This is a genomic window from Eubacterium sp. BIOML-A2 (assembly GCF_009680135.1).
GTDB lineage: Bacteria > Bacillota > Clostridia > Lachnospirales > Lachnospiraceae > Faecalicatena > Faecalicatena contortus_B.
Genome location: NZ_WKZK01000006.1, coordinates 112932 through 131746, shown reverse-complemented (window position 1 = coordinate 131746; position 18815 = coordinate 112932). Strand labels below are relative to the sequence as shown.

General features: G+C 45.3%; 16 protein-coding genes and 7 tRNA genes. 21 read left to right on the top strand and 2 right to left on the bottom strand.

The genetic code is table 11. The features are described from left to right. Window positions 1–136: 136 nt before the first annotated feature. From GKG43_RS04055 to GKG43_RS03990, 15 genes are all read left to right on the top strand, one after another. Window positions 137–208, top strand: a tRNA-Asn gene (locus GKG43_RS04055). Window positions 209–264: 56 nt separating this feature from the next. Then, a tRNA-Glu gene (locus GKG43_RS04050) sits at window positions 265–336 on the top strand. A gap of 99 nt (window positions 337–435) precedes the next feature. Further along, a tRNA-Thr gene (locus tag GKG43_RS04045) sits at window positions 436–508 on the top strand. Window positions 509–536: 28 nt separating this feature from the next. Next, window positions 537–610 (top strand) — tRNA-Ile (locus GKG43_RS04040). Between the two features lie 21 nt (window positions 611–631). Then, a tRNA-Asp gene (locus tag GKG43_RS04035) sits at window positions 632–705 on the top strand. A 56-nt stretch (window positions 706–761) separates the two neighbouring features. After that, window positions 762–834 (top strand) — tRNA-Val (locus GKG43_RS04030). 8 nt (window positions 835–842) lie between these two features. Then, window positions 843–928 (top strand) — tRNA-Leu (locus tag GKG43_RS04025). Between the two features lie 340 nt (window positions 929–1268). Beyond that, window positions 1269–3632 carry a hypothetical protein gene (locus GKG43_RS04020; protein WP_129879999.1) on the top strand — a complete coding sequence of 788 codons (2364 nt, stop codon included), beginning with the start codon at window positions 1269–1271 and terminating at the stop codon, window positions 3630–3632. 4 nt (window positions 3633–3636) lie between these two features. After that, entirely contained in the window at window positions 3637–4506 is an 870-nt protein-coding gene (locus GKG43_RS04015) for an AraC family transcriptional regulator (protein WP_129879997.1), read from the top strand. A gap of 155 nt (window positions 4507–4661) precedes the next feature. Beyond that, a complete protein-coding gene (locus GKG43_RS04010; RefSeq protein WP_050640374.1) occupies window positions 4662–5330 on the top strand; it encodes a response regulator transcription factor in 669 nt (222 codons plus the stop codon). Next, window positions 5327–6403 (top strand): HAMP domain-containing sensor histidine kinase, encoded by a 1077-nt coding sequence (locus GKG43_RS04005; RefSeq protein WP_129879995.1) that lies wholly within the window; start codon window positions 5327–5329, stop codon window positions 6401–6403. Before GKG43_RS04010 ends, GKG43_RS04005 begins: the two co-directional genes overlap by 4 nt. Window positions 6404–6561: 158 nt before the next feature. After that, complete coding sequence (locus tag GKG43_RS22875) at window positions 6562–6717, top strand: hypothetical protein (RefSeq protein WP_173020070.1); 156 nt, start codon at window positions 6562–6564, stop codon at window positions 6715–6717. Beyond that, entirely contained in the window at window positions 6714–7562 is an 849-nt protein-coding gene (locus GKG43_RS04000; protein ID WP_129879993.1) for an ABC transporter ATP-binding protein, read from the top strand. Before GKG43_RS22875 ends, GKG43_RS04000 begins: the two co-directional genes overlap by 4 nt. Beyond that, on the top strand, window positions 7562–8554 hold the full coding sequence (locus GKG43_RS03995) for an ABC transporter permease (protein ID WP_330581557.1): 993 nt from the start codon (window positions 7562–7564) through the stop codon (window positions 8552–8554). The genes GKG43_RS04000 and GKG43_RS03995 overlap by 1 nt, the downstream gene beginning before the upstream one ends. Further along, the gene (locus GKG43_RS03990) at window positions 8554–9570 is read left to right on the top strand and encodes an ABC transporter permease (protein WP_330581556.1); all 1017 of its coding nucleotides are present in this window, start codon (window positions 8554–8556) and stop codon (window positions 9568–9570) included. The genes GKG43_RS03995 and GKG43_RS03990 overlap by 1 nt, the downstream gene beginning before the upstream one ends. Before the next feature lie 282 nt (window positions 9571–9852). On the opposite strand, the gene GKG43_RS03985 is transcribed toward GKG43_RS03990, so the two are convergent. Beyond that, window positions 9853–10857: a uroporphyrinogen decarboxylase family protein gene (locus tag GKG43_RS03985; protein WP_050640370.1), complete on the bottom strand. Its 1005-nt coding sequence runs from the start codon at window positions 10855–10857 to the stop codon at window positions 9853–9855. A 147-nt stretch (window positions 10858–11004) separates the two neighbouring features. Here GKG43_RS03985 and GKG43_RS03980 point away from each other — a divergent pair, with 147 nt between their 5' ends. From GKG43_RS03980 to GKG43_RS03965, 4 genes are all read left to right on the top strand, one after another. Beyond that, window positions 11005–11895, top strand: coding sequence for an AraC family transcriptional regulator (locus tag GKG43_RS03980; RefSeq protein ID WP_050640369.1), 891 nt, complete (start codon window positions 11005–11007; stop codon window positions 11893–11895). A gap of 121 nt (window positions 11896–12016) precedes the next feature. Further along, a complete protein-coding gene (locus GKG43_RS03975; protein ID WP_050640368.1) occupies window positions 12017–12628 on the top strand; it encodes a TetR/AcrR family transcriptional regulator in 612 nt (203 codons plus the stop codon). A 128-nt stretch (window positions 12629–12756) separates the two neighbouring features. Next, entirely contained in the window at window positions 12757–13458 is a 702-nt protein-coding gene (locus GKG43_RS03970) for an ABC transporter ATP-binding protein (protein ID WP_129879991.1), read from the top strand. 1 nt (window position 13459) lies between these two features. Next, the gene (locus GKG43_RS03965) at window positions 13460–15847 is read left to right on the top strand and encodes an ABC transporter permease (RefSeq protein ID WP_129879989.1); all 2388 of its coding nucleotides are present in this window, start codon (window positions 13460–13462) and stop codon (window positions 15845–15847) included. A 29-nt stretch (window positions 15848–15876) separates the two neighbouring features. Here GKG43_RS03965 and GKG43_RS03960 read toward each other — a convergent pair whose 3' ends face one another. Beyond that, window positions 15877–16767: an RluA family pseudouridine synthase gene (locus GKG43_RS03960; RefSeq protein ID WP_129879987.1), complete on the bottom strand. Its 891-nt coding sequence runs from the start codon at window positions 16765–16767 to the stop codon at window positions 15877–15879. A gap of 1139 nt (window positions 16768–17906) precedes the next feature. Here GKG43_RS03960 and GKG43_RS03955 point away from each other — a divergent pair. Both GKG43_RS03955 and GKG43_RS03950 read left to right on the top strand, forming a co-directional pair. After that, window positions 17907–18365 (top strand): hypothetical protein, encoded by a 459-nt coding sequence (locus tag GKG43_RS03955; RefSeq protein WP_050640364.1) that lies wholly within the window; start codon window positions 17907–17909, stop codon window positions 18363–18365. After that, window positions 18365–18724: a YccF domain-containing protein gene (locus GKG43_RS03950; RefSeq protein WP_050640363.1), complete on the top strand. Its 360-nt coding sequence runs from the start codon at window positions 18365–18367 to the stop codon at window positions 18722–18724. Before GKG43_RS03955 ends, GKG43_RS03950 begins: the two co-directional genes overlap by 1 nt. Window positions 18725–18815: the final 91 nt, after the last annotated feature.

Genomic DNA, 18815 nt, shown 5'->3' with positions numbered 1-18815 from the left:
CAGAGGTGGAAGTGTGGCAACACATGGAGCTGACTGTTACTAATAGGTCGAGGGCATAACCAAGCAAGGTGATAGGAAATGGATGTATTTAGTTCTTTGTATGCAGTTTTGAAGGTACACAGATATAGTATCATATTCCTCGATAGCTCAGTGGTAGAGCATTCGGCTGTTAACCGAAGGGTCGTTGGTTCGAGCCCAACTCGGGGAGCTTGTAGACCGTGAGCACTACTTACGGTCTACAAAACTTTATATATGATTTTATGCGGCTCCTTGGTCAAGCGGTTAAGACATCGCCCTTTCACGGCGGTAACACGGGTTCGATTCCCGTAGGAGTCATTTTATGTCGATGTGGTTCAATTCATTAAGATTGACCACGTCAATCGCAGGCAGAGTGCTGATTACAAATCAGCTGCTCTGAGAGATGTAATGTAATATGCCGATGTGGCTCAATTGGCAGAGCAGCTGATTTGTAATCAGCAGGTTATCGGTTCGAGTCCGATCATCGGCTTTGTTCCTTTTTGGGACATAATACACGTGGACCTTTAGCTCAGTTGGTTAGAGCAATCGGCTCATAACCGATCGGTCCTGGGTTCGAGTCCCCGAAGGTCCACTATTTTAAAAAATTTAATAAGGCCCAGTGGCTCAGTTGGTTAGAGCGCCGCCCTGTCACGGCGGAGGTCGAGAGTTCGAGTCTCTTCTGGGTCGTTGACATTAGAGAAAAAAAGAGTTATAATTGTCTCTGATGTACAAGTAAATATTATGGGATCTTAGCTCAGCTGGGAGAGCATCTGCCTTACAAGCAGAGGGTCATAGGTTCGAGCCCTATAGGTCCCATATATTGTGCCGCAGTGGCGGAACTGGCAGACGCCCGGGACTTAAAATCCCGTGGGTAGTGATACCCGTACCGGTTCGATTCCGGTCTGCGGCATTCGTGTAAAGTACTTCAATCCTTTGTAAATAGCAGGATTGAGGTGCTTTTTGCTTTCGAGACAAACTTCGTAGGATATAAAAACCGCTGGTTACTCTAAGTGATTGAGAGTAACCAGCGGTTTTTATATTTAGCAAATATCCTTTATACGGCAGTATGAGCATCCAAGGAGAATATGAATAAATATATCAAATGTTTTTTGTTGGATGTGCATAGATTATTTTGAATTGATAATCATCAGAAACAAAGAGTGTGAAATTTGTTAAGTTTTGATTGGGATTTCATGTAGAAAGGCAAGAACTGAAGTGTTAAATTTACGTAAGAAAGGAGCGGATTACTTATGATAGAGAATAGAAAACTGATGATGTCAGTGAAAAAAGAAGGTTATGTATCTGAATTAGTCATAAAAGATGATCCACATCAGATGAACTGGGTGATGGAAGACACCTATTTACAGCAGGCGGATTATCAGGATGCGGACAAACTGTTTGGACTTTTTGACATTCTTGCGAATGGTAACAAGGCGAGCAGTGACGGGCTGATGGCCAACATAAAGGAAGAAAAAGATAAGATAACAGTTACCTTTAGTGCCAAAGAATTACAGGTGAAGATGACTTATGACCTGGGTAAGAATGAGGAGGCGCTTTTCTGGACCATACAGCTAAAAAATCTGACGGAAAAGGAGATTAAGATAGAAGAGTTCGGTATATGGATATCCTTTGCCTATGTGATGTTTCGAGATAAAAATGTGCTTAGGAACATACATAATTCTGCCGCAGTCTTTCCGTCTGTTTCAACGGACTATACGAAACTAAGCGCAGTGCGAAGGGACGGATTGGGAGAGAATCTCGGATTTTATCAGGTAAAGGGAAGGACAAAATCAATCGGTACCTATTGTGATTATCGGAATCTGTTTTTCGAAAATGTGTCTCCTTCTTTAGACGGCATGTTGTTCCATAAATTGTATCTGGCAGGCGGTTATCCGGAAAAGTTTGAAAATCATGACTGGATATACGAAAAGGACGGATTGGTCCTTGAAGCAGGCCAAAATAAGGTGTGGGAGTACGTGATTGATACGAATCAAAGTCCCGAGGATTTTTATAATAAAGGGCTGAAATGGAAACATCCCAAGATGGAGTACACGCCCCTTAATATTATTGGAGAAACCGCAAGGATATCCGTAAGAGTACCAGCGGGAGTGGATGCGATAGCAGCAGATGCTTTTTACAAAGATGATGGAATCGTGAAAAAACTTGCAATCCCGATACGGGAAAAGGAGAAAAAGAGGCAATACAGCCTTTTTTTCAAGCCGGAGGCAATGGGGGAACACAAAGTAGTCATAAAGCTTTCTGACGGTACGAAAGACTTTGTGGTACTGAATGTGATGGACAGGATAGAAACGGTGGTTGAAGAACGCGTGGAATATATTTGCAGCAGCCTTTACCATGACGAAAATGGAGAACCTCCTTATGCTTTCGAGCCGGTTTCCAATCAAGGGGAATCTCTAGGAAAAGCAAATCTGGTTCTGAAGAAAAATCTGTTCGGTACTCCGGATGTTGAACAAGTCAGGAAAGTGGAAAACTGCGCGGTAAATTATGTACGAAAAAAATGGTTTGTAGACGGAGATTTTAGAAAACCGCGTAAACTTTACGGTGATTTTTACCGCTGCATGGATTTTGAATATATTAGCCATCTGTTTTATCTGTTATCCGAGTTTGGGGATGAGGTCCTTGCACTGCATGATGCAGGTACGTACCTGGAATGGGCGGCGGATGTTTTTGAGTTAAGGGTGAACCCGGATCTGCACCAGGAGGAGCGCGGAAAAGAGGAAGCACAGATGTTAGGCGTATATTTCCTGTATTTCAATCAATTGCTGGATAAGCTGAAAGTAAAAGGCATGACGAAGAAATACGCAAAGATACAATCCTTATGGGAACAGGTCATGGACCGGGTGGATAAGGATGCGGTAACTTATAAAGCCGCAATCACGGAGCACTATTATGATAACGCAGGCTTTGGCCCGACAGCAGGTGCTCTGTGCGAAAGCAACAGAGGGGAGAGTACCAGGCGCTATGGGGAACTCCTTTTGGCCAATATTGGCTATTCCAATGATTTCAGGGCTCAGAACCCGGATCGCTGGTGGGAAGCGCTGACGTATATGATCCATTCCCTTTGGGGAGGGGTTACAGCAGCGGCAGCATATAAAGTTTTTTTGTATCTGAAAGATATAAGATATCTGGAAGCGAGTTATAGGGCCACGGCAGGCATCCTGTACTGTTATGACACGCACGCCACGGCAACTTCTCCATTAGAGAAAGGAATGGCGGCTTCCACATATGCAGTGGCAGGCCCCCATATCAACCGTCCGGATCTTTCCAGGGCACGGTTCGGCCAGTCCACATTTTATAAGGACGGCGGTATTTTTTCCAAGCTTTTTGAAAATGACAGCCAGTCCCCGGACTGGGATATGGGCGAAGAGATGGCCGCATATCTGGAGAATTTTGGGGATAAGACTTTCATTATGGAAAAAGGAGATTCCATCCACGTAATCAATGGGAGTTATGAAGAGAATGAAACCGAGTATCAGATTACAAGCTTTGCCCCATACAGTAAAGAATTTTATTTTATCTCAGGAAATGATATAATCCTGATAGAGGATAAAAAAGACCTGAGAAGAATTATTTTGAAAAAAGAAAGGGGCTAAGCATATGGCCGGCGACATTATTTCCATTTCAATTCCTCCATTTCCGGATTTTATAGAGGGGAACTACCGCACCATGAGGAAAGGGCAGAGCCATGTAGACAGAAAGAACCTGGGCTATTTTGACCTGATCGTTGTAGAAAAGGGCTGCCTGTTTCTGGCAGAAGAGAATGAGCGGTATGAAATCAGGGAAAATGAAATGTTTATTTTGCTGCCGGACAGGCACCATTATTCATGGCGGCCATGCCAGGAGGAGACCGGATTTTACTGGCTGCATTTTTATACCACTGCGCAGTGGAAGCAGGGAAAGAGGGCCAGCAGATTCGTTTCAAGGCTGCCAATCCCCGATCAGCATTACCACCAATGCTCATACACATTACACCTGCCAAAATATGCAGCGATCAAAGAACCCGGTCTTCTGTTTGAACTGTTTCAGAACATTCTGGACAGTACCATCCATGAACATAGGAATGATATATGGAAAACGGAAGAACTGTTTTTACGGTTTTTAAGATTTGTTGAGAACACGGGGATACATAAAGACCGGCTGACTCTGTTGGCGGAACAGATCCAGATCTATTTGGAAAATAACATAGAGCAGCCAATCACCAACCAGCACCTGGAGGAACAGTTTCATCTGCACAGCAATTATCTTGCTAAGGCAATGAAAGAAACATTCGGAAAAACACCTTTGGATGTTTTACTGGAGATACGGATGGAATATGCCAGACAGTATCTGATCCGGACAGATTATGATATCAGGACGATTTCAAAACTGGTCGGTTTCAGTTCGGAGATATATTTTTCTAATTGCTTTAAGAAACATATGGGAATGTCTCCGAGGAATTATAGGAAGAAGTATGAGGAAAAGACATAAGACATGAGTTACACTAAACAGGAGTTAAAATGGCCTGCCGTTGTCTTCTTTGATTTACTATTCACGGTATTCAGGGAAAGATAGACGTAAATGACGGGGTATGATAGAATGGTAAAGCAAACTTTAAGAGCGGGACTTAAAAGGAGCGGTCAGCTATGGCGAATATACTAATTGTAGAAGACGAAAAAAATATGCAGGATATTATTGCCAAGTTCATGAGAAAAGGCGGCCATAACTGCTTTACAGCTGATGACGGCGTGGATGCCCTGGTAGTCTTAAAGAATCAGGCAGTGGATCTTATGATATTGGATGTGATGATTCCCCATCTGGATGGATTTTCCGTCTGCAGGACAGCCAGACAGATGAGCAGTCTGCCGATTATCATGCTGACGGCAAAGAGCAGCGATGATGATAAGCTAAGAGGTTATGAGTTGGGCGCAGATGATTACATGACGAAACCTTTTAGCCCGAAAGTATTACTGGCTAAGGTAAATGTTCTTCTGAACCGAATTGGTTCCCTTCCGCCGGATACTTTAAATGCCGGGAAAATAACGGTTTATCCTGCGTCTCATAAAGTGCTTAAGGATGGGGAGAGTATACCCTTAACCCATAAGGAATATGAATTGCTTTATTTCTTTATGACGAATCCTGAGCAGATATTCAGCCGGGAACAGTTGTTAAACCAAATATGGGGTTATGAGTTTGAGGGAACCACAAGAACCGTGGATGCCCATATCAAGAACCTGCGGCAAAAGTTGGGGGATGAAGGAAGGCATATCGTTACACTGATCCGCTCAGGCTATAAGTTTGAGGTGAATTTATGAATATAAACGACATCTTTACACTACGTACCGTCCGCAAAAAGATCTTACTGGTTTCAAAACTGGCAGGTATGATTCTTTTGCTGTCGTATGTAATTTTCACGAAACTGCAGACAGAGTCAGATATTACATTTGCCATATGGTTTTCCTTTGTGATACTGTTGGTTCTCACTGTCGATCTTCTGATGGGTCACTTTATTTCAAAACCGATTTCTAAACTGAACCAGACCGGGCGTAAGATGGCAAAGCTGGATTTTTCCTGTCCCTGTATTGTTGCATCCAATGATGAATTCGGGGAACTGTCGGCAAACTTAAATGTGATGGCAGAAAGGCTGCAGGAAGCTCTTGCAAAACTGGAATCTGCCAATATCCAGCTTGAAAAAGAGGTAGAAAAAGAACGAAGGCTGCTGGAAGAGCGCAGGGAACTGGCGGACAGCCTGTCTCATGAAATGAAAACACCTCTTGGTGTTATCCGGGCATTTGCCGAAGGGCTGCAGGAAGAAACCGATGAGGAAGAGCGGCAGAGATATTATAAGATTATTATATCTGAGACGGAGCGAATGAGCGGTCTGATTACAACACTGCTGGATCTGTCATCGCTGGAGACGGGAGCTTCAGCGCTTAATTGTGAACGTCTTGATTTTGTTGAGCTCGTGGAAATAGTGGCGGGGCGTCTTCTGAGTGATATCCCGGACACTGATTTTGAAATTCTGTATGAGCTGCCAGATCAAAAGGAGTTTGTTTATGTGGATAAAAGGCGTATGGAGCAGGTCCTGGATAACCTGATTATGAATGCCAGGAAGAATGTAAGCCCGGAAGGCCTTCTGAAACTGTCACTGACAAAAGAAGAAGGAAAGCTGCATTTTTCAGTCTATAATGATTGCCCCCCGATCCCAGAGGAGAGCTTGCAGAAAATCTGGAAGAAGTTTTACCGGGACGGAAACACAAAATACAGCGGGTCTGGGCTGGGACTAACGATTGTCGCACAAATTCTGGATATGCATGGAATACCCTATGGGGTGAAAAATCTCACAGACGGAGTTCAGTTCTACTTTTCAATTCCAACAGCCCCTTAAAAACTGCACAGCCATATAAAAAGGTTCCCTGGAAGGGGGCCTTTTATTTTGGTTATTTTTACACCATCTTCACAGAGCGATTGCATCGTCTTCAATTCTCTTTTCTATTATTAATATCAGAACTAAATGTATTGATTCTGTAGAGGAAGGTGGACTTTATGACATTTATGGATCTTGAGTGGTATTGGTGGCTGGCAATAGTGATTGTACTGGCGATCCTCATCCCTTTTAAGATTAAATTTATGAAATGGTGGGGAAAAAGGCAGCGGGAAAAGAATAATGAAGGGCAGGGAAAATGGGGGGATGAGGAATGATTGAAGTGAAAGAGTTGACATTCTCCTATGGAAAAGACAAGAAGGCTCTTTATGGACTGAATTTTACTGTAGAAGACGGGGAGATATTCGGATTTTTGGGCCCCAATGGCTCAGGAAAGTCGACTACCCAGAAAATACTGACCGGAATATTGAAAGGACATGGCGGCAGCGCAACGCTGTTCGGACAGGATATTGCCGGGGGGTACACGCAGGAATTTTTTCAAAAGATTGGGGTACTGTTTGAATTTCCCTATCTGTATGCTAATTTGAGCGTTGTGGATAATCTCAAATACTTTTCCTCTTTTTATCCCAAGGATCAGCTGCGGGATATGGAGGAGTTATTGGAAAAATTGGAGTTTAAGCCAGATTTTCTGAGAAAACCTGTTTCCTCTTACTCGAAGGGAATGCGGCAGCGGGCGAGCATGGCACGGGCGCTGATCAGCAATCCCGGTCTGCTGTTTCTGGACGAGCCGACAAGTGGCCTGGATCCTACCGGGGCCGTCTTGTTTCGTAAAATTATAGAGGAAGAACGCAGGAAAGGGACTACCGTATTTTTAACGACCCACAATATGCTGGACGCCGATCTGCTGTGTGACCGCGTGGCATTTATATCTAATGGGAATATTGTGGCTCTGGATACGCCGAAAAACCTGAAGGAACGAAACAGTAATCACCGTGTTGTGATCGACTATTCTTATCGGGGCAGGCGTGAAGAAAAAACAATTGAGGCGCCCGAACTGGAAGCAGGCATTCCTTTTCCGCATGATGAGATCATCAGTATCCATTCCCAGGAACCCACACTGGAGGAAATATTTATCCAATATACGGGGAGGAGGCTGTCCTGATGAAAGGCTTATATTCACTGCTAAGAAAGGATTTCCGGCTCATGGTTTCCGGGAAGTTTTTTCTTATGTCGATGGGATTTTTGATTCTGTATACGCTATATGTAAATTTTGGATATATCAGATTCATGGATTCCCAACTATACAATGTGTATCTGTACGACCCTGCGGGAACACAAAAGACGGCTTCCCCGCTGATTCAGCATGTCTCCACGCGGGAAGAGCTTGACCGTGCATTGCTTCAGGACACCAATGGCATCGGAATTGATGCCGTTGCAGGGGAGCCGCAAATTATACTTTATGAGGGAACAGAAAAGGCCGACCGCCATCGGGCCGACTATGCTCTTTCTCTTCTACAGCCGCTGGAGCCGAACTCAGCCGGCATTGTCGGCGTTAATACACCGGAGCAAAAAGCACGGAAAGAGATTACCTGTGAACTGCTTTTTTTTGAGATTTCAGCAGTTGGATTTTTGGGGATGGCAGCAGTTTTATTTAAGGAAAAGAGTATGGGCGTTATTCGCGTCCATGCGGTTCTTCCCCTTCGGAAAAATTTGTTTCTGCTGTCTAAGCTGGCGATTTTCCTACTGACAGATCTGGTTTTTGCCGTATTGCTTTCCACGCTTAATGTGGGACTGTCGGACACAGCGTCTGTCCTTCCGGCAATCCTTCTCCAGACCGCGCTGCTATCCATGATAATGGCCTTAATTGGGCTGGCGTGTGCATTGCTTCTGAGGGATTTCCGTCAGTTTACTCTGGCGTATCTGTTGATTGCCATTTTTGTGGCAACACCGGTTTTCTTATCCGCAAATACAGCGGTGAAGCTGGACTGGATTCGTTTCCATCCCTTCTATTATGTTTACATGGGGTTGAAAAATGCCTACTTCGGGACACCTGCGGGCAGTCCGGTTTACTATCTGTGCTCTGTGGGGGGAATTGCTGCATTATTTGCCGGAGTTCATTGGTTATTCCGCAGAGAAATGGGAAAGGAGGGGTGATGAGCATGAAAGGGCTGCGTTACCAACTAAAAAGCGTACTTAAAGATAAATTCTGCCTGATGACATTTCTTTTGCCTATCGTCGTTGCTGCGGCTTTGAACTTTGTTGGTTCCATCGACTTTTCAAAACTGGGAGAATTTCATTTTGGGATTTTGAGCGGAGATTTAGCTGCGCAGAACGTCGTATGGCTGGAACGATATGGCGCAGTGACGGCTTATCCGACTGAGGAAGAGCTGTTCCATGCGGTCAATGAGCCGTCAACAAACCTGATTGGTGTGGAAGCAGCAGGAAATGGCATCAAAACATTTCTCTCCGGTGATGAACTGGATCTATTCCGGCAAACCGCTGAAACACTTCCGGCACTGTTTAAATTGCGGGAATCAGCCGGCCAGGCAGAGATACAGATATTAGAACGCCCTGATATCATGGCAGGGTATCAGGATATGTTTATCACCACTATATTAATTGTCGCAATGTTCATGGGATGTACCTTCAATGCTATGAATATGATTTCTGAAAAAGAGAATGGAGTGGCACTCGTCAACGAAATCTTACCCATGGCCCGGAGCCGTTATATTATGCAGAAGGTTACTGTTGGATTCATCTGTGGCTGCTTATCATCAATCATTACGGCCTGTATTTGCTTTCGGCTTTCCCTGCAAAATGCGGTTTTCATGCTGGTGCTGATTGTCCTCTCCGCATTTGTGGCTGCGCTTATCGGTCTGTTTATCGGCAGATTTTCGGATGGACTGATGGTTGGGGTAGTTTACATTAAAATTGTGATGCTGTTATTCATCGCCGTGCCCATCCTGTACTTTCTTCTTGGGGTCAGCGATCCGGTTGTATCCGCAGTTTGCTATATCATGCCCTCGCAGGCTGCTTTTGAGGGGATTATAAATCTGTCAATTGGGAAAACAACAACGGTGATGAAAGATATACTAATCCTAACAATCCATTGTACAGCATGGTTTTTACTATATGCGGGGCTTTCCGTATATCAGAGAAAACATGCATAAGAATTATCATGAAAATCAGGCCAGCGAAACAGTTAAGTATTTAGCTTGTCTTATGTGGCAGTTAATTATTATACGATGTACTAGTGCTCCATCCGGCAAGTAATTATACTTCTGCCGTGCCTGCTCCGTGCCATTGCATCGTTAAAATTTCTAGACGATGGCACCCCATCGCCGTCGGAATTTTGCCTAGCAATGGCACGAACCATGCACAGCAAAAGTATAATTATTCACTGGATGGAACACTAGTATAAAACAATCATAAAACTCTTACGGGGGATCTTATTAGTATGTGGAAAGTACATGATGGACTTCTCTCAAATTATCAGGCGGTGTAAAGGCAGGCACCTCACATCCGGCGGAAATCATTGTGCGGTGCATGCCGGCACACCCCAGACATTCCCTTACCGCATGGCCTACTGAATTGATATCTCCCTGAAGCAGGATCTGCACAGGGTCAAAGTTGCCGTTTGGGCAGCTGGTCTCCGGAAATATACCACACGCTTTTTTTAGATCTACCATATGATCGAGGTCGATAATATCGGCCCCTGTCTGTGCAGTCAGATGCAGTACAGGAGTAATGTCCCCGCAGATATGCAGCTTTGCCTTTCCCCCTGCCCTGTGAATCTCAGAAATAAGTTTCTGTTGATAGGGAAGGGCAAATTCGCTATAGAGATCAGGGCCAATGAGAGACGATGCGGCATCACCGATGCCAATGATGTCGGCTCCTGCATTCAACTGCTCCCGGGCAAACAGGATGCCCTGCTCCAGGCAGATTGCCAGAAGCTCATGCATGGCTTCCGGTTCATCCAGCATTTCGCACAGGCAGCTGGAGATATCCATCAAATCACAGCTTTCTGCAAGCGCACCCTCTACCCAGCCTACAATCGGGATCTCGCCGCCGCTGCGGTGTTTTAGAAGCCGCACCGCCTCCAACCGGTCATTCATACGTCTGCTGGAAGCAGGATCTTTTACTTTCAGACGGGAGATATCCTGACAGCCTGAGAGCAGAGGAACCGGGCTGTATGGCACATCGTTTTCCGGGTAGACAACCTCTGCACCGAATCCGCTTGCTTCGCGCATGGGATCGGAGCAGACACTCAACACGTCCAAATGGTATTTTTCACAGCATCTGAGCATTCCTTCAGAGAGAAGCCGGTAGTCCGTTATAAACTGTCTGTACGGAACCTCAATCTCGCGAGCCGCGAAAGTCATGACAAGGCAGAGGTTGGGAATACGGTCAACAGGTTCTCCATTTAATCTTGCAAATACACGTTCATATGAATTCATAACAGCCCTCCAATATAGGAAATAGAATACGAAAAATAGGGGAATCAAATTGCATTATCGGTATAATTTGATTATAATAGGGTTCAAGAGAAAATTCTCGCATTAAAGTGGCTAAAAATCAGATAAATGTGCGGAGAGGGGGGAGCGATGAGGGAAGCAATTAAAGAGGAACGAAATTATAATCCTTTCGAACTGGCTGTATCGGTTCTTGATAATACGGTAGATATGCAGGAACACCGCCTGCTCCTGCACTGGCATCAGTATATAGAGTTTATCTATGTGTTGGAGGGGGAGGGGGTTCTGACCATAGATCTGAAGGACTATAAAGTGGTAAAAGGGAATTTAATTGTAGTTTCTCCCAGCAGCCTCCACGGTGGTACCGGAGCGGATACGAATCCTTTGATTTGTAAAGTGATACTGGCGGATGTCGAAATGCTGATGGGGAATTTGAAAGATAAAATTGCCAAACGTTATCTTTCTCCCATGCTTAATCAGACAATAAAGATCATACCAATTATCGAATCAGGCACTCCACTTTACAGGGAGACGGCGATCTTATTTGATCAGGTTCTGGAGAAGTGGAATAAACAGGACGATGGATATGAATTATATATCAAGGGGTATCTGACACAGATGCTGGCAGCATTATTTGAAGCAAAGCATTACCGGGAATCGGCAGGCCGCAGCACAATCAAAGAGATAGAGCAGATGAAAAGGCTGATCCGGTTTATTGAAGAGCATTACAGTGAACCGCTGTCAGTGGAGCGGCTGGCACAGTTTACGGGATACAACAGGTATTATTTTATGCATTTCTTTAAAATGCATACAGGGTATACGGTTACACAGTATCTGAATCTGAAGCGGACTGAATACGCGGCCCGCATGCTGGCCGAACAGGATTGGAGCATTTCTGAGATTAGCGAGCGGACCGGATATCAGGATGTTTCATATTTTATACGTGTGTTTGCAAAACGCTATGGGATCACACCACTGGTGTACAGGAAGAGAATCCGGAGCGGAATTGAGGAAACTGATTGACAGAGTCTGGCAGAAGGAGTAACATAATGGTATTATTACATAACAGTGTTATGCCAGAGCCGTGCATAAGAAGGCACTATGATCTAACTGCACATAGGGCTGCTGTTATAGGGGGGAAGGTATGAAGGATGATAAGGAGACAAAGAGCAGGCTTCTGGCAAGCGCAAAGCAGGAGTTTATGGAGAAAGGGTATTTACAGGCGTCCCTTCGCAATATATGTAAGAACGCAGGGGTGACCACAGGGGCATTGTATTTTTTCTTTCAGGACAAGGAAGACCTGTTTGCTTCACTTGTAGAGGCACCATTAGAAGCGCTTCGGAATATGATGACCCAGCATTATTCCAGGGAGATTGTACAGGTTCAAAAGCAGGCGGCCAGATGGGAAGACTTTACGGATGACCAGGAAACCGCAAAACAGATTATTCACTATATTTATCTGTACCGTGATGAGTTTGAGCTGGTTCTGACGAAGTCTCAGGGCTCCCGGTTCGAACAGTATGCGGATCGGTTTGTGGATGTAACGGAGAAGCATTACAAAGAGATGGCGGATCGTTTTGCTGAGAAGAACGGGAAAGAACAACTTGATGATTATATGATTCACTGGATTGCACATATAACAACAGAAGCATTCATCCATATGCTGACGCATGAAGAATCAGAAGAGGCGGCAAAGCGGCATATGGAACGGATTGTGACATATATGACTTCGGGCTGGTTTGGATTATTTAATTAGCTGTCTGTCTGACAGAGATTTTTGCAGTCTGTCCGGCAGCAGCTTTAAAAATAACATCAGCATAACAGTGTTATGTTGATGGGAAAAATAAATCAATAAGGATCGCATCAGTAAAGGGAGGAAAGGGCATGTATCTGGAAGTAAAAGATATGAAAAAAAGTTATGGTGAGAATGGAAGCTATACGCAGGTGTTAAAAGGAATCACGACGGGAGTGGAACGGGGGCAGATGTGTGTGATTCAGGGAGCCAGCGGATCGGGGAAATCCACTTTTTTAAACTGCATAGGCGGCCTGGACAGTATGGACTCGGGCTCTGTTAAAGTTGACGGAATGGAAATTGCGGGTCTTAAGCCGGATGCGCTTTCTGATTACAGACGGGATAATCTGGGGTTTGTATTTCAATTTTATAATCTGATTCCCAATCTTACGGTAAAGGAGAATATAGAGGTATGTGAATACTTATCGAATCATCCCTTTAATCTGGGGGAATTGCTTGAGACCCTGGGGCTGGCAGAACATCAGAATAAATTTCCATCCCAGCTTTCGGGCGGGCAGCAGCAGCGCTGCGCTATAGCCAGGGCACTGATCAAGAATCCAAAGCTTCTTTTATGCGATGAGCCTACCGGGGCCCTCGATTCGAAGACCTCCAGGGATATTCTGATCCTGCTGGAAGAGATCAATCAGAGGTATGGAATGACAATGCTGATTGTCACCCACAATAATTCGATTAAAGACATGGTTCATAAGGTAATACGCATTAAAGACGGACAGATCAGCAGGGAGTATGAAAATGAGTGCAGAATTCCCGCCTCGGAACTGGAGGATCTGTAGCATGCAGAAAATATTAAGAAAACGGGTATGGCGGGATCTGCGCGAAAACAGTTTCCGCTATCTGGCGCTTGGTCTGCTGATTGTTTTGGGGATGTACCTGATTGTCAGTCTGGTCGGCGCCGCAGAGACCGTGATATCAGGGGTGGATGTGAAAGCGGAGGAAAACAGACTGGAGGATGGACAGTTCCGTGTTTTTGTACCGCTTACAGCGCAGGAGGAGAAACAGCTTAGGGAGAAAGGAATTACGCTGGAGAAGATGTTTTACATCGATTTTAATCAGCAGGACTCCAGTACCCTGCGTTTGTTTCGGAACCGGGAGCACATTGACCTGATTGATTTGGATGAAGGCCGGCAGGCGGAAAAGGAGGGGGAAATAGTTCTGGAGAAGAGGTACAGCGAGGAGCAGGACATTTCCACCGGGGACGAGATTGACATCGGAGGCCAAACGCTTCAGGTTGTGGGGATTGGAACAGTACCGGATTATGATGCAGTCTTTAAAAATTTATCGGACAGCAGTGTGGACAGCAGACAGTTCGGCCTAGCATTCGTGAACCCGGAAGCCTATGATGCTCTCAGCGAAACGGGGCAAAGTATCAGAACCGAGGAATATGTGTATGCTTACCGGCTGAATGGGAAGATGACGGATGAGGAGCTTAAAAAGGAACTGAAAGGATTCTCTTTTTCACCGAAAAGTGTAGAGGACCCCTATTTTCAACAATACTGGGAAGAAATAGCCGGCAAAAAGGAAGAGCTGGCGAATGGCGTACAGGAACTGCAGGGGAATACGGAGGAAGTGCTGGACTCTTATTTTAATGAGGATATCAGCAACCTTATCCAGTTTTTGACGGTGGATAAGAATCCAAGGGTTAAGGCATCTGCAGAAGATCAGGTCATCAATAAGATTGCCGGCCTGATTGCCGGAGTGATTGTGATGGTGCTGTTTACTTATGTAATTTCCGTATTTGTGATCCATGGTATTGAGAGAGAAAGCAGTGTGATCGGTTCCTTGTATGCACTGGGAGTCAGGCGGAGGGAGCTAATGGTGCATTACCTGATGCTCCCGGTAATGGTAACTTTCCTGGCAGGTGCGGCGGGAACGGCAATTGGTTACAGCAGCTGGGGGATGGCTGTGCAGATGAAGGACTGTTACAAATATTTTTCGGTGCCGGTACTGCAGACTGCATATCCGGCGTACCTGCTTGTTTACGGCATTGTGATGCCTCCGTTAGCCGCCGCGGCTGTGAATTGCATTGTCATACGCAAAAAGCTGTCTGCGCCTGCTTTAAAGCTGATTAGAAATGAGCAGAAGAACAGCCGTATCAGCCATATTAATCTCGGGAACTTGGGTTTTACAGGCAGGTTCCGTGTCCGGCAGATGCTCAGAGAGATGAGAACCAGCTTTACCGTGCTATTCGGTATGTTTATCGCATTGCTGATTATGATGCTGGGATTGAACTGCTATGTTATGTGTATTCACATCAGTGAAGAAAATAGAGAGGATACGAAATATGAATATATGTATACTTACAAATATCCTGAACAGCAGGTGCCGGTAGGCGGGGAGGCGAGCTTTGCAAAATCACTGAATAAAGAGATCTACGGGTACGATCTGGAAGTAACCGTTCTGGGTATTGAAAAGGAGAATCCATATTTTGATGCTGTGGTGAAAAAAGAGAGTGCTAATCATGTCACAATATCCTCCGCGATGGCTCAGAAATACAGTCTTTCGCCGGGAGACCAGCTGATACTCACAGATGAAGAAGGCGATCGTGACTATGCATTTACAGTAGAGAAAATTACACAATATTCGGCCGGCTTCTATGTGTTTATGGATATACACAGCATGCGGGAACTTTTTGGGGAAAGCGAAGACTACTACAATGTCGTATTTTCCGGCCATGAACTGGATATTGATCCGGGGCGGCTGTATGCTGCCGTTTCAAGGGAAGACATCGCAAACAGCGCGGATATATTTGTTTCTATGATGATGCCCATGATTTATATGCTGACAGGTATATCTGGGCTTATCTTTTGTGTTGTAATGTATCTGATGATGAAAGTAATGATAGACCGTTCGGCATTCAGTATCTCTCTGATAAAAGTGTTTGGCTATCGTACAGGTGAAATCCGCAGGCTTTATCTTAACGGGAACTTTTATATAATTGCGGTGTCAGCTGCTGTCTGCCTTCCGCTGTCGAAGAAACTTATGGACATGATATACCCGCTGTTGGTTTCCAATGTGAGCTGTGCTATGAATCTGTCATTCAGCCGGCAGCAATATTGGGGAATCTATGCCTCAGTGATGGCACTGTATTTTGTTATTAACCGGCTTCTGGTAAGAAAGCTGAACAAGGTGACACCGGCAGAAGTATTAAAGAACAGGGAATAAAGCATCTGTATCAACAGGAAAAAGTAAACTTACGGAGCAAGCACTCTTCGCATGTCCCCAGGAAGCGGAGCATGAAACTCCAGTTTTTCCCCGGTAATCGGATGGCTTAAAGCCAGACAGCAGGAATGAAGGGCCTGCCTTTGCATGTACTCCATATCAGGATTATACAAATAGTCACCTATAAGAGGAAAACCAAGATACTTCATATGAATGCGGATCTGATGGGTGCGGCCTGTCTCTAATAAAAGAGAGACAAGGCTGTGCCCATTCTTTTCTTCCACCACATGATAATGGGTGACTGCTCTTTCGCCATGATCAAAATCAACGATTCTCTCAATAACAGAACCAGGCTTTCTGGAAAGAGGCGCGGAGATCGTTCCTTCCGCCGGCTGCACGCTCCCGCGTGCAATAGCCAGGTATTCCCGCCTGATTTCATGGCGGACGGTCATTCGGGATAAAATATTAGAGCTGAGCATATGCTTTGCTATAATGGTCAGTCCCGAAGTATCTCTGTCAAGCCGGTTGGTGCAGCGGAAGATAAAAGGCTTCCCTTGTTCCCGATAATACCACGCCAGCCCGTTTGCCAGGGTATTGGTATAGTTATTGATTGATGGGTGTACAGGCATACCGGCCGGTTTATTAATGACAATGATGTCCTCATCTTCGTAAATAATATCCAAGGGAAGGCGAACCGGAGGTATCTGCAGGGAGGAGATGTGTTCCTGGATATGCACGGTAAGTGTATCCATATCAGTAAGTATCTCATTCAGGCGGCGCGGGCTGCCGTTGACAAGAATACTCAGGGGCATTTTCTTTAATTCGACCAGATTCTGCCTGGAATATCCACGTCTGCGGAGAAACTGTTCCACGCGGAGGCCGTCTTCATTTATTTGAACGGTATAGTCTAACATTCTGTCCATAGATGTACTCCTGTTTATCTTTAAGTTTACCGATATAGTATAGCAAGTCCGAAGAAAAAATGCACTATAAATCGGGATTTAGTCGGCTAGCTTTAGCCTAGTCGACGGATGGGGACGCTTTATGACAGGGAGGCCGGGAAGGCGCTGGGGCTGTATATGCCGTTGTGAAATGCTGGAGTGCTGCTAAGTGTTTCACAACGGCATATACAGCCCCAGCGCCTCCCCGGCCTCCCTGTCATAAAGCTGGCTCATCCAATCGGCAGGAAAACTCGCCAACCGGGTGGGATCCCGGACCAGGGCAGCGGATGTAGATTGACTATGCGTATCTTTTCATCTTCAAGATGTGTATAAACTGTAAGCTGTATCACCTTGCTTATGTACACCTACTGGGGACATAAAAGTCCCGCCAATTCAATGCCATACGCTGCCCCCGCTTGAGGCCCCTTCTTAGAAACGAGCTTTTTCCTGCCGGTTGGATGCGCCAGCTCCATGAAGGGATAGCCGAAAACCTCCCGGAGAACATCCATGTCCTTTCAAAAACGCTCAAAGCGGACCTTAGAAATTCTTGGTGGGAAACAGCCCGGAAAATGGAGAGATTTTTGGATTCCGAATCCAAAAATCAGCTGACCCAGCGCGAGAAATCATCGGATTTCTCGTGATGTGTCAGTGGTGCTCCATTTTCAGGGCTGTTTCCCGCCTAGAATTTCTTAGGTCCGCGGCCGCGTTTTTGAAAGGACATGGATGTTCTCCGGGAGGTTTTCGGCTATCCCCTTATGGAGCGTCCCCCATCCGCGCCGAAACTAAAGCTCGTCGCTAAATCCCGATTCTAAAGAAATCTTAAGAAAAGATTTTAGGCGCTTCGTTGACAATATAAGGGAAACATGTTATATTCTTAACAAGCAAGTAAAAGGGAGTAGCCGAACACCGAGAGGTGGGTTTGAAATCGTCAATCGATATCGAGAGGTATCCGTATCAAATGAGATGTGCAAGACTTTTATTGCGGCAGATATGTCGTATATAAAGGTCTTTTTTACTTTTATAAGACATAAGGTTTCAAGGATACAATCCGCTGTTCCCGTGGACCGTTATAGATGATGAACTATCTGCTGCATAAAAAGGGCACCGGAAAGGAGATTCTAATGATGAGAGAAAAGGAAAATGTAGTGGAGATGAATGAGGCGATTATCGCAGGAAAGAAGGCCCTGAACAGTATGAAGGCGGCCAAAGAGACTTTAAGCAGCGCCGGAAACTGGGGGTTATGGGATATGCTTGGCGGAGGTCTTTTTGTAGATATGATCAAACACTCCAAGATGGATGATGCCCAGGAAAAACTGCAGGATGCAAAGTTCCAGCTTCAGATATTCCAGTGTGAATTGAAAGATGTGGAGCTGCCATATCATCTGAGCCTGGAAATCTCGGATTTCCTTACATTTGCCGACTTCTTCTTCGATGGTATTGTCGCCGACTGGCTGGTCCAGTCGAGGATAAACGATGCAAAGGAAGAATTAGAGAACGCAATCCTGCAGGTGGAAGGAATGGTAGAAAACCTGCAGAAATGGGAAAAACAGCTGATGCTTGGAAAGGAGGCCGAACGTTAATGGGATGTATAGGAAATGTATTATGGTTTATATTTGGAGGATTTATCAGTGGTCTGAGCTGGGCATTTGCAGGATGCCTGTGGTGCATTACGATTGTGGGAATGCCTGTTGGAATGCAGTGCTTTAAATTCGCGGCTCTGAGCTTTTTCCCATTTGGAAAAGAAGTACGCTATGGCGGCGGTGCAGGATCTATGCTACTAAATATTATCTGGATGATTGTATCAGGGATTCCGCTGGCCATTGAGTCTGCGGTGATCGGAGCGCTGCTCTGTGTGACAATCGTAGGAATTCCGTTTGGCATGCAGCAGTTCAAACTTGCAAAACTGGCGCTGATGCCGTTCGGATCGGAAGTATATTAAGAAAAGACCGTGATCAAGCCTAATAATAGGTGCTAATCTTCATTGCGGTGGTACGTAAATTGGGCAAGCTGCCTCATGAATGAGGCGCTTG

What these genes read in the sequence shown, in the direction of transcription:
- GKG43_RS04015 (WP_129879997.1), top strand. Translation starts at nt 3,637, where the DNA reads ATGGCCGGCGACATTATTTCCATTTCAATTCCTCCATTTCCGGATTTT.
- GKG43_RS03980 (WP_050640369.1), top strand. Translation starts at nt 11,005, where the DNA reads ATGAGGGAAGCAATTAAAGAGGAACGAAATTATAATCCTTTCGAACTG.
- GKG43_RS03960 (WP_129879987.1), bottom strand. Translation starts at nt 16,767, where the DNA reads ATGGACAGAATGTTAGACTATACCGTTCAAATAAATGAAGACGGCCTC.
- GKG43_RS03990 (WP_330581556.1), top strand. Translation starts at nt 8,554, where the DNA reads ATGAGCATGAAAGGGCTGCGTTACCAACTAAAAAGCGTACTTAAAGAT.
- GKG43_RS04010 (WP_050640374.1), top strand. Translation starts at nt 4,662, where the DNA reads ATGGCGAATATACTAATTGTAGAAGACGAAAAAAATATGCAGGATATT.
- GKG43_RS03955 (WP_050640364.1), top strand. Translation starts at nt 17,907, where the DNA reads ATGATGAGAGAAAAGGAAAATGTAGTGGAGATGAATGAGGCGATTATC.
- GKG43_RS04005 (WP_129879995.1), top strand. Translation starts at nt 5,327, where the DNA reads ATGAATATAAACGACATCTTTACACTACGTACCGTCCGCAAAAAGATC.
- GKG43_RS03995 (WP_330581557.1), top strand. Translation starts at nt 7,562, where the DNA reads ATGAAAGGCTTATATTCACTGCTAAGAAAGGATTTCCGGCTCATGGTT.
- GKG43_RS03985 (WP_050640370.1), bottom strand. Translation starts at nt 10,857, where the DNA reads ATGAATTCATATGAACGTGTATTTGCAAGATTAAATGGAGAACCTGTT.
- GKG43_RS03970 (WP_129879991.1), top strand. Translation starts at nt 12,757, where the DNA reads ATGTATCTGGAAGTAAAAGATATGAAAAAAAGTTATGGTGAGAATGGA.
- GKG43_RS03950 (WP_050640363.1), top strand. Translation starts at nt 18,365, where the DNA reads ATGGGATGTATAGGAAATGTATTATGGTTTATATTTGGAGGATTTATC.
- GKG43_RS04020 (WP_129879999.1), top strand. Translation starts at nt 1,269, where the DNA reads ATGATAGAGAATAGAAAACTGATGATGTCAGTGAAAAAAGAAGGTTAT.
- GKG43_RS03965 (WP_129879989.1), top strand. Translation starts at nt 13,460, where the DNA reads ATGCAGAAAATATTAAGAAAACGGGTATGGCGGGATCTGCGCGAAAAC.
- GKG43_RS22875 (WP_173020070.1), top strand. Translation starts at nt 6,562, where the DNA reads ATGACATTTATGGATCTTGAGTGGTATTGGTGGCTGGCAATAGTGATT.
- GKG43_RS03975 (WP_050640368.1), top strand. Translation starts at nt 12,017, where the DNA reads ATGAAGGATGATAAGGAGACAAAGAGCAGGCTTCTGGCAAGCGCAAAG.
- GKG43_RS04000 (WP_129879993.1), top strand. Translation starts at nt 6,714, where the DNA reads ATGATTGAAGTGAAAGAGTTGACATTCTCCTATGGAAAAGACAAGAAG.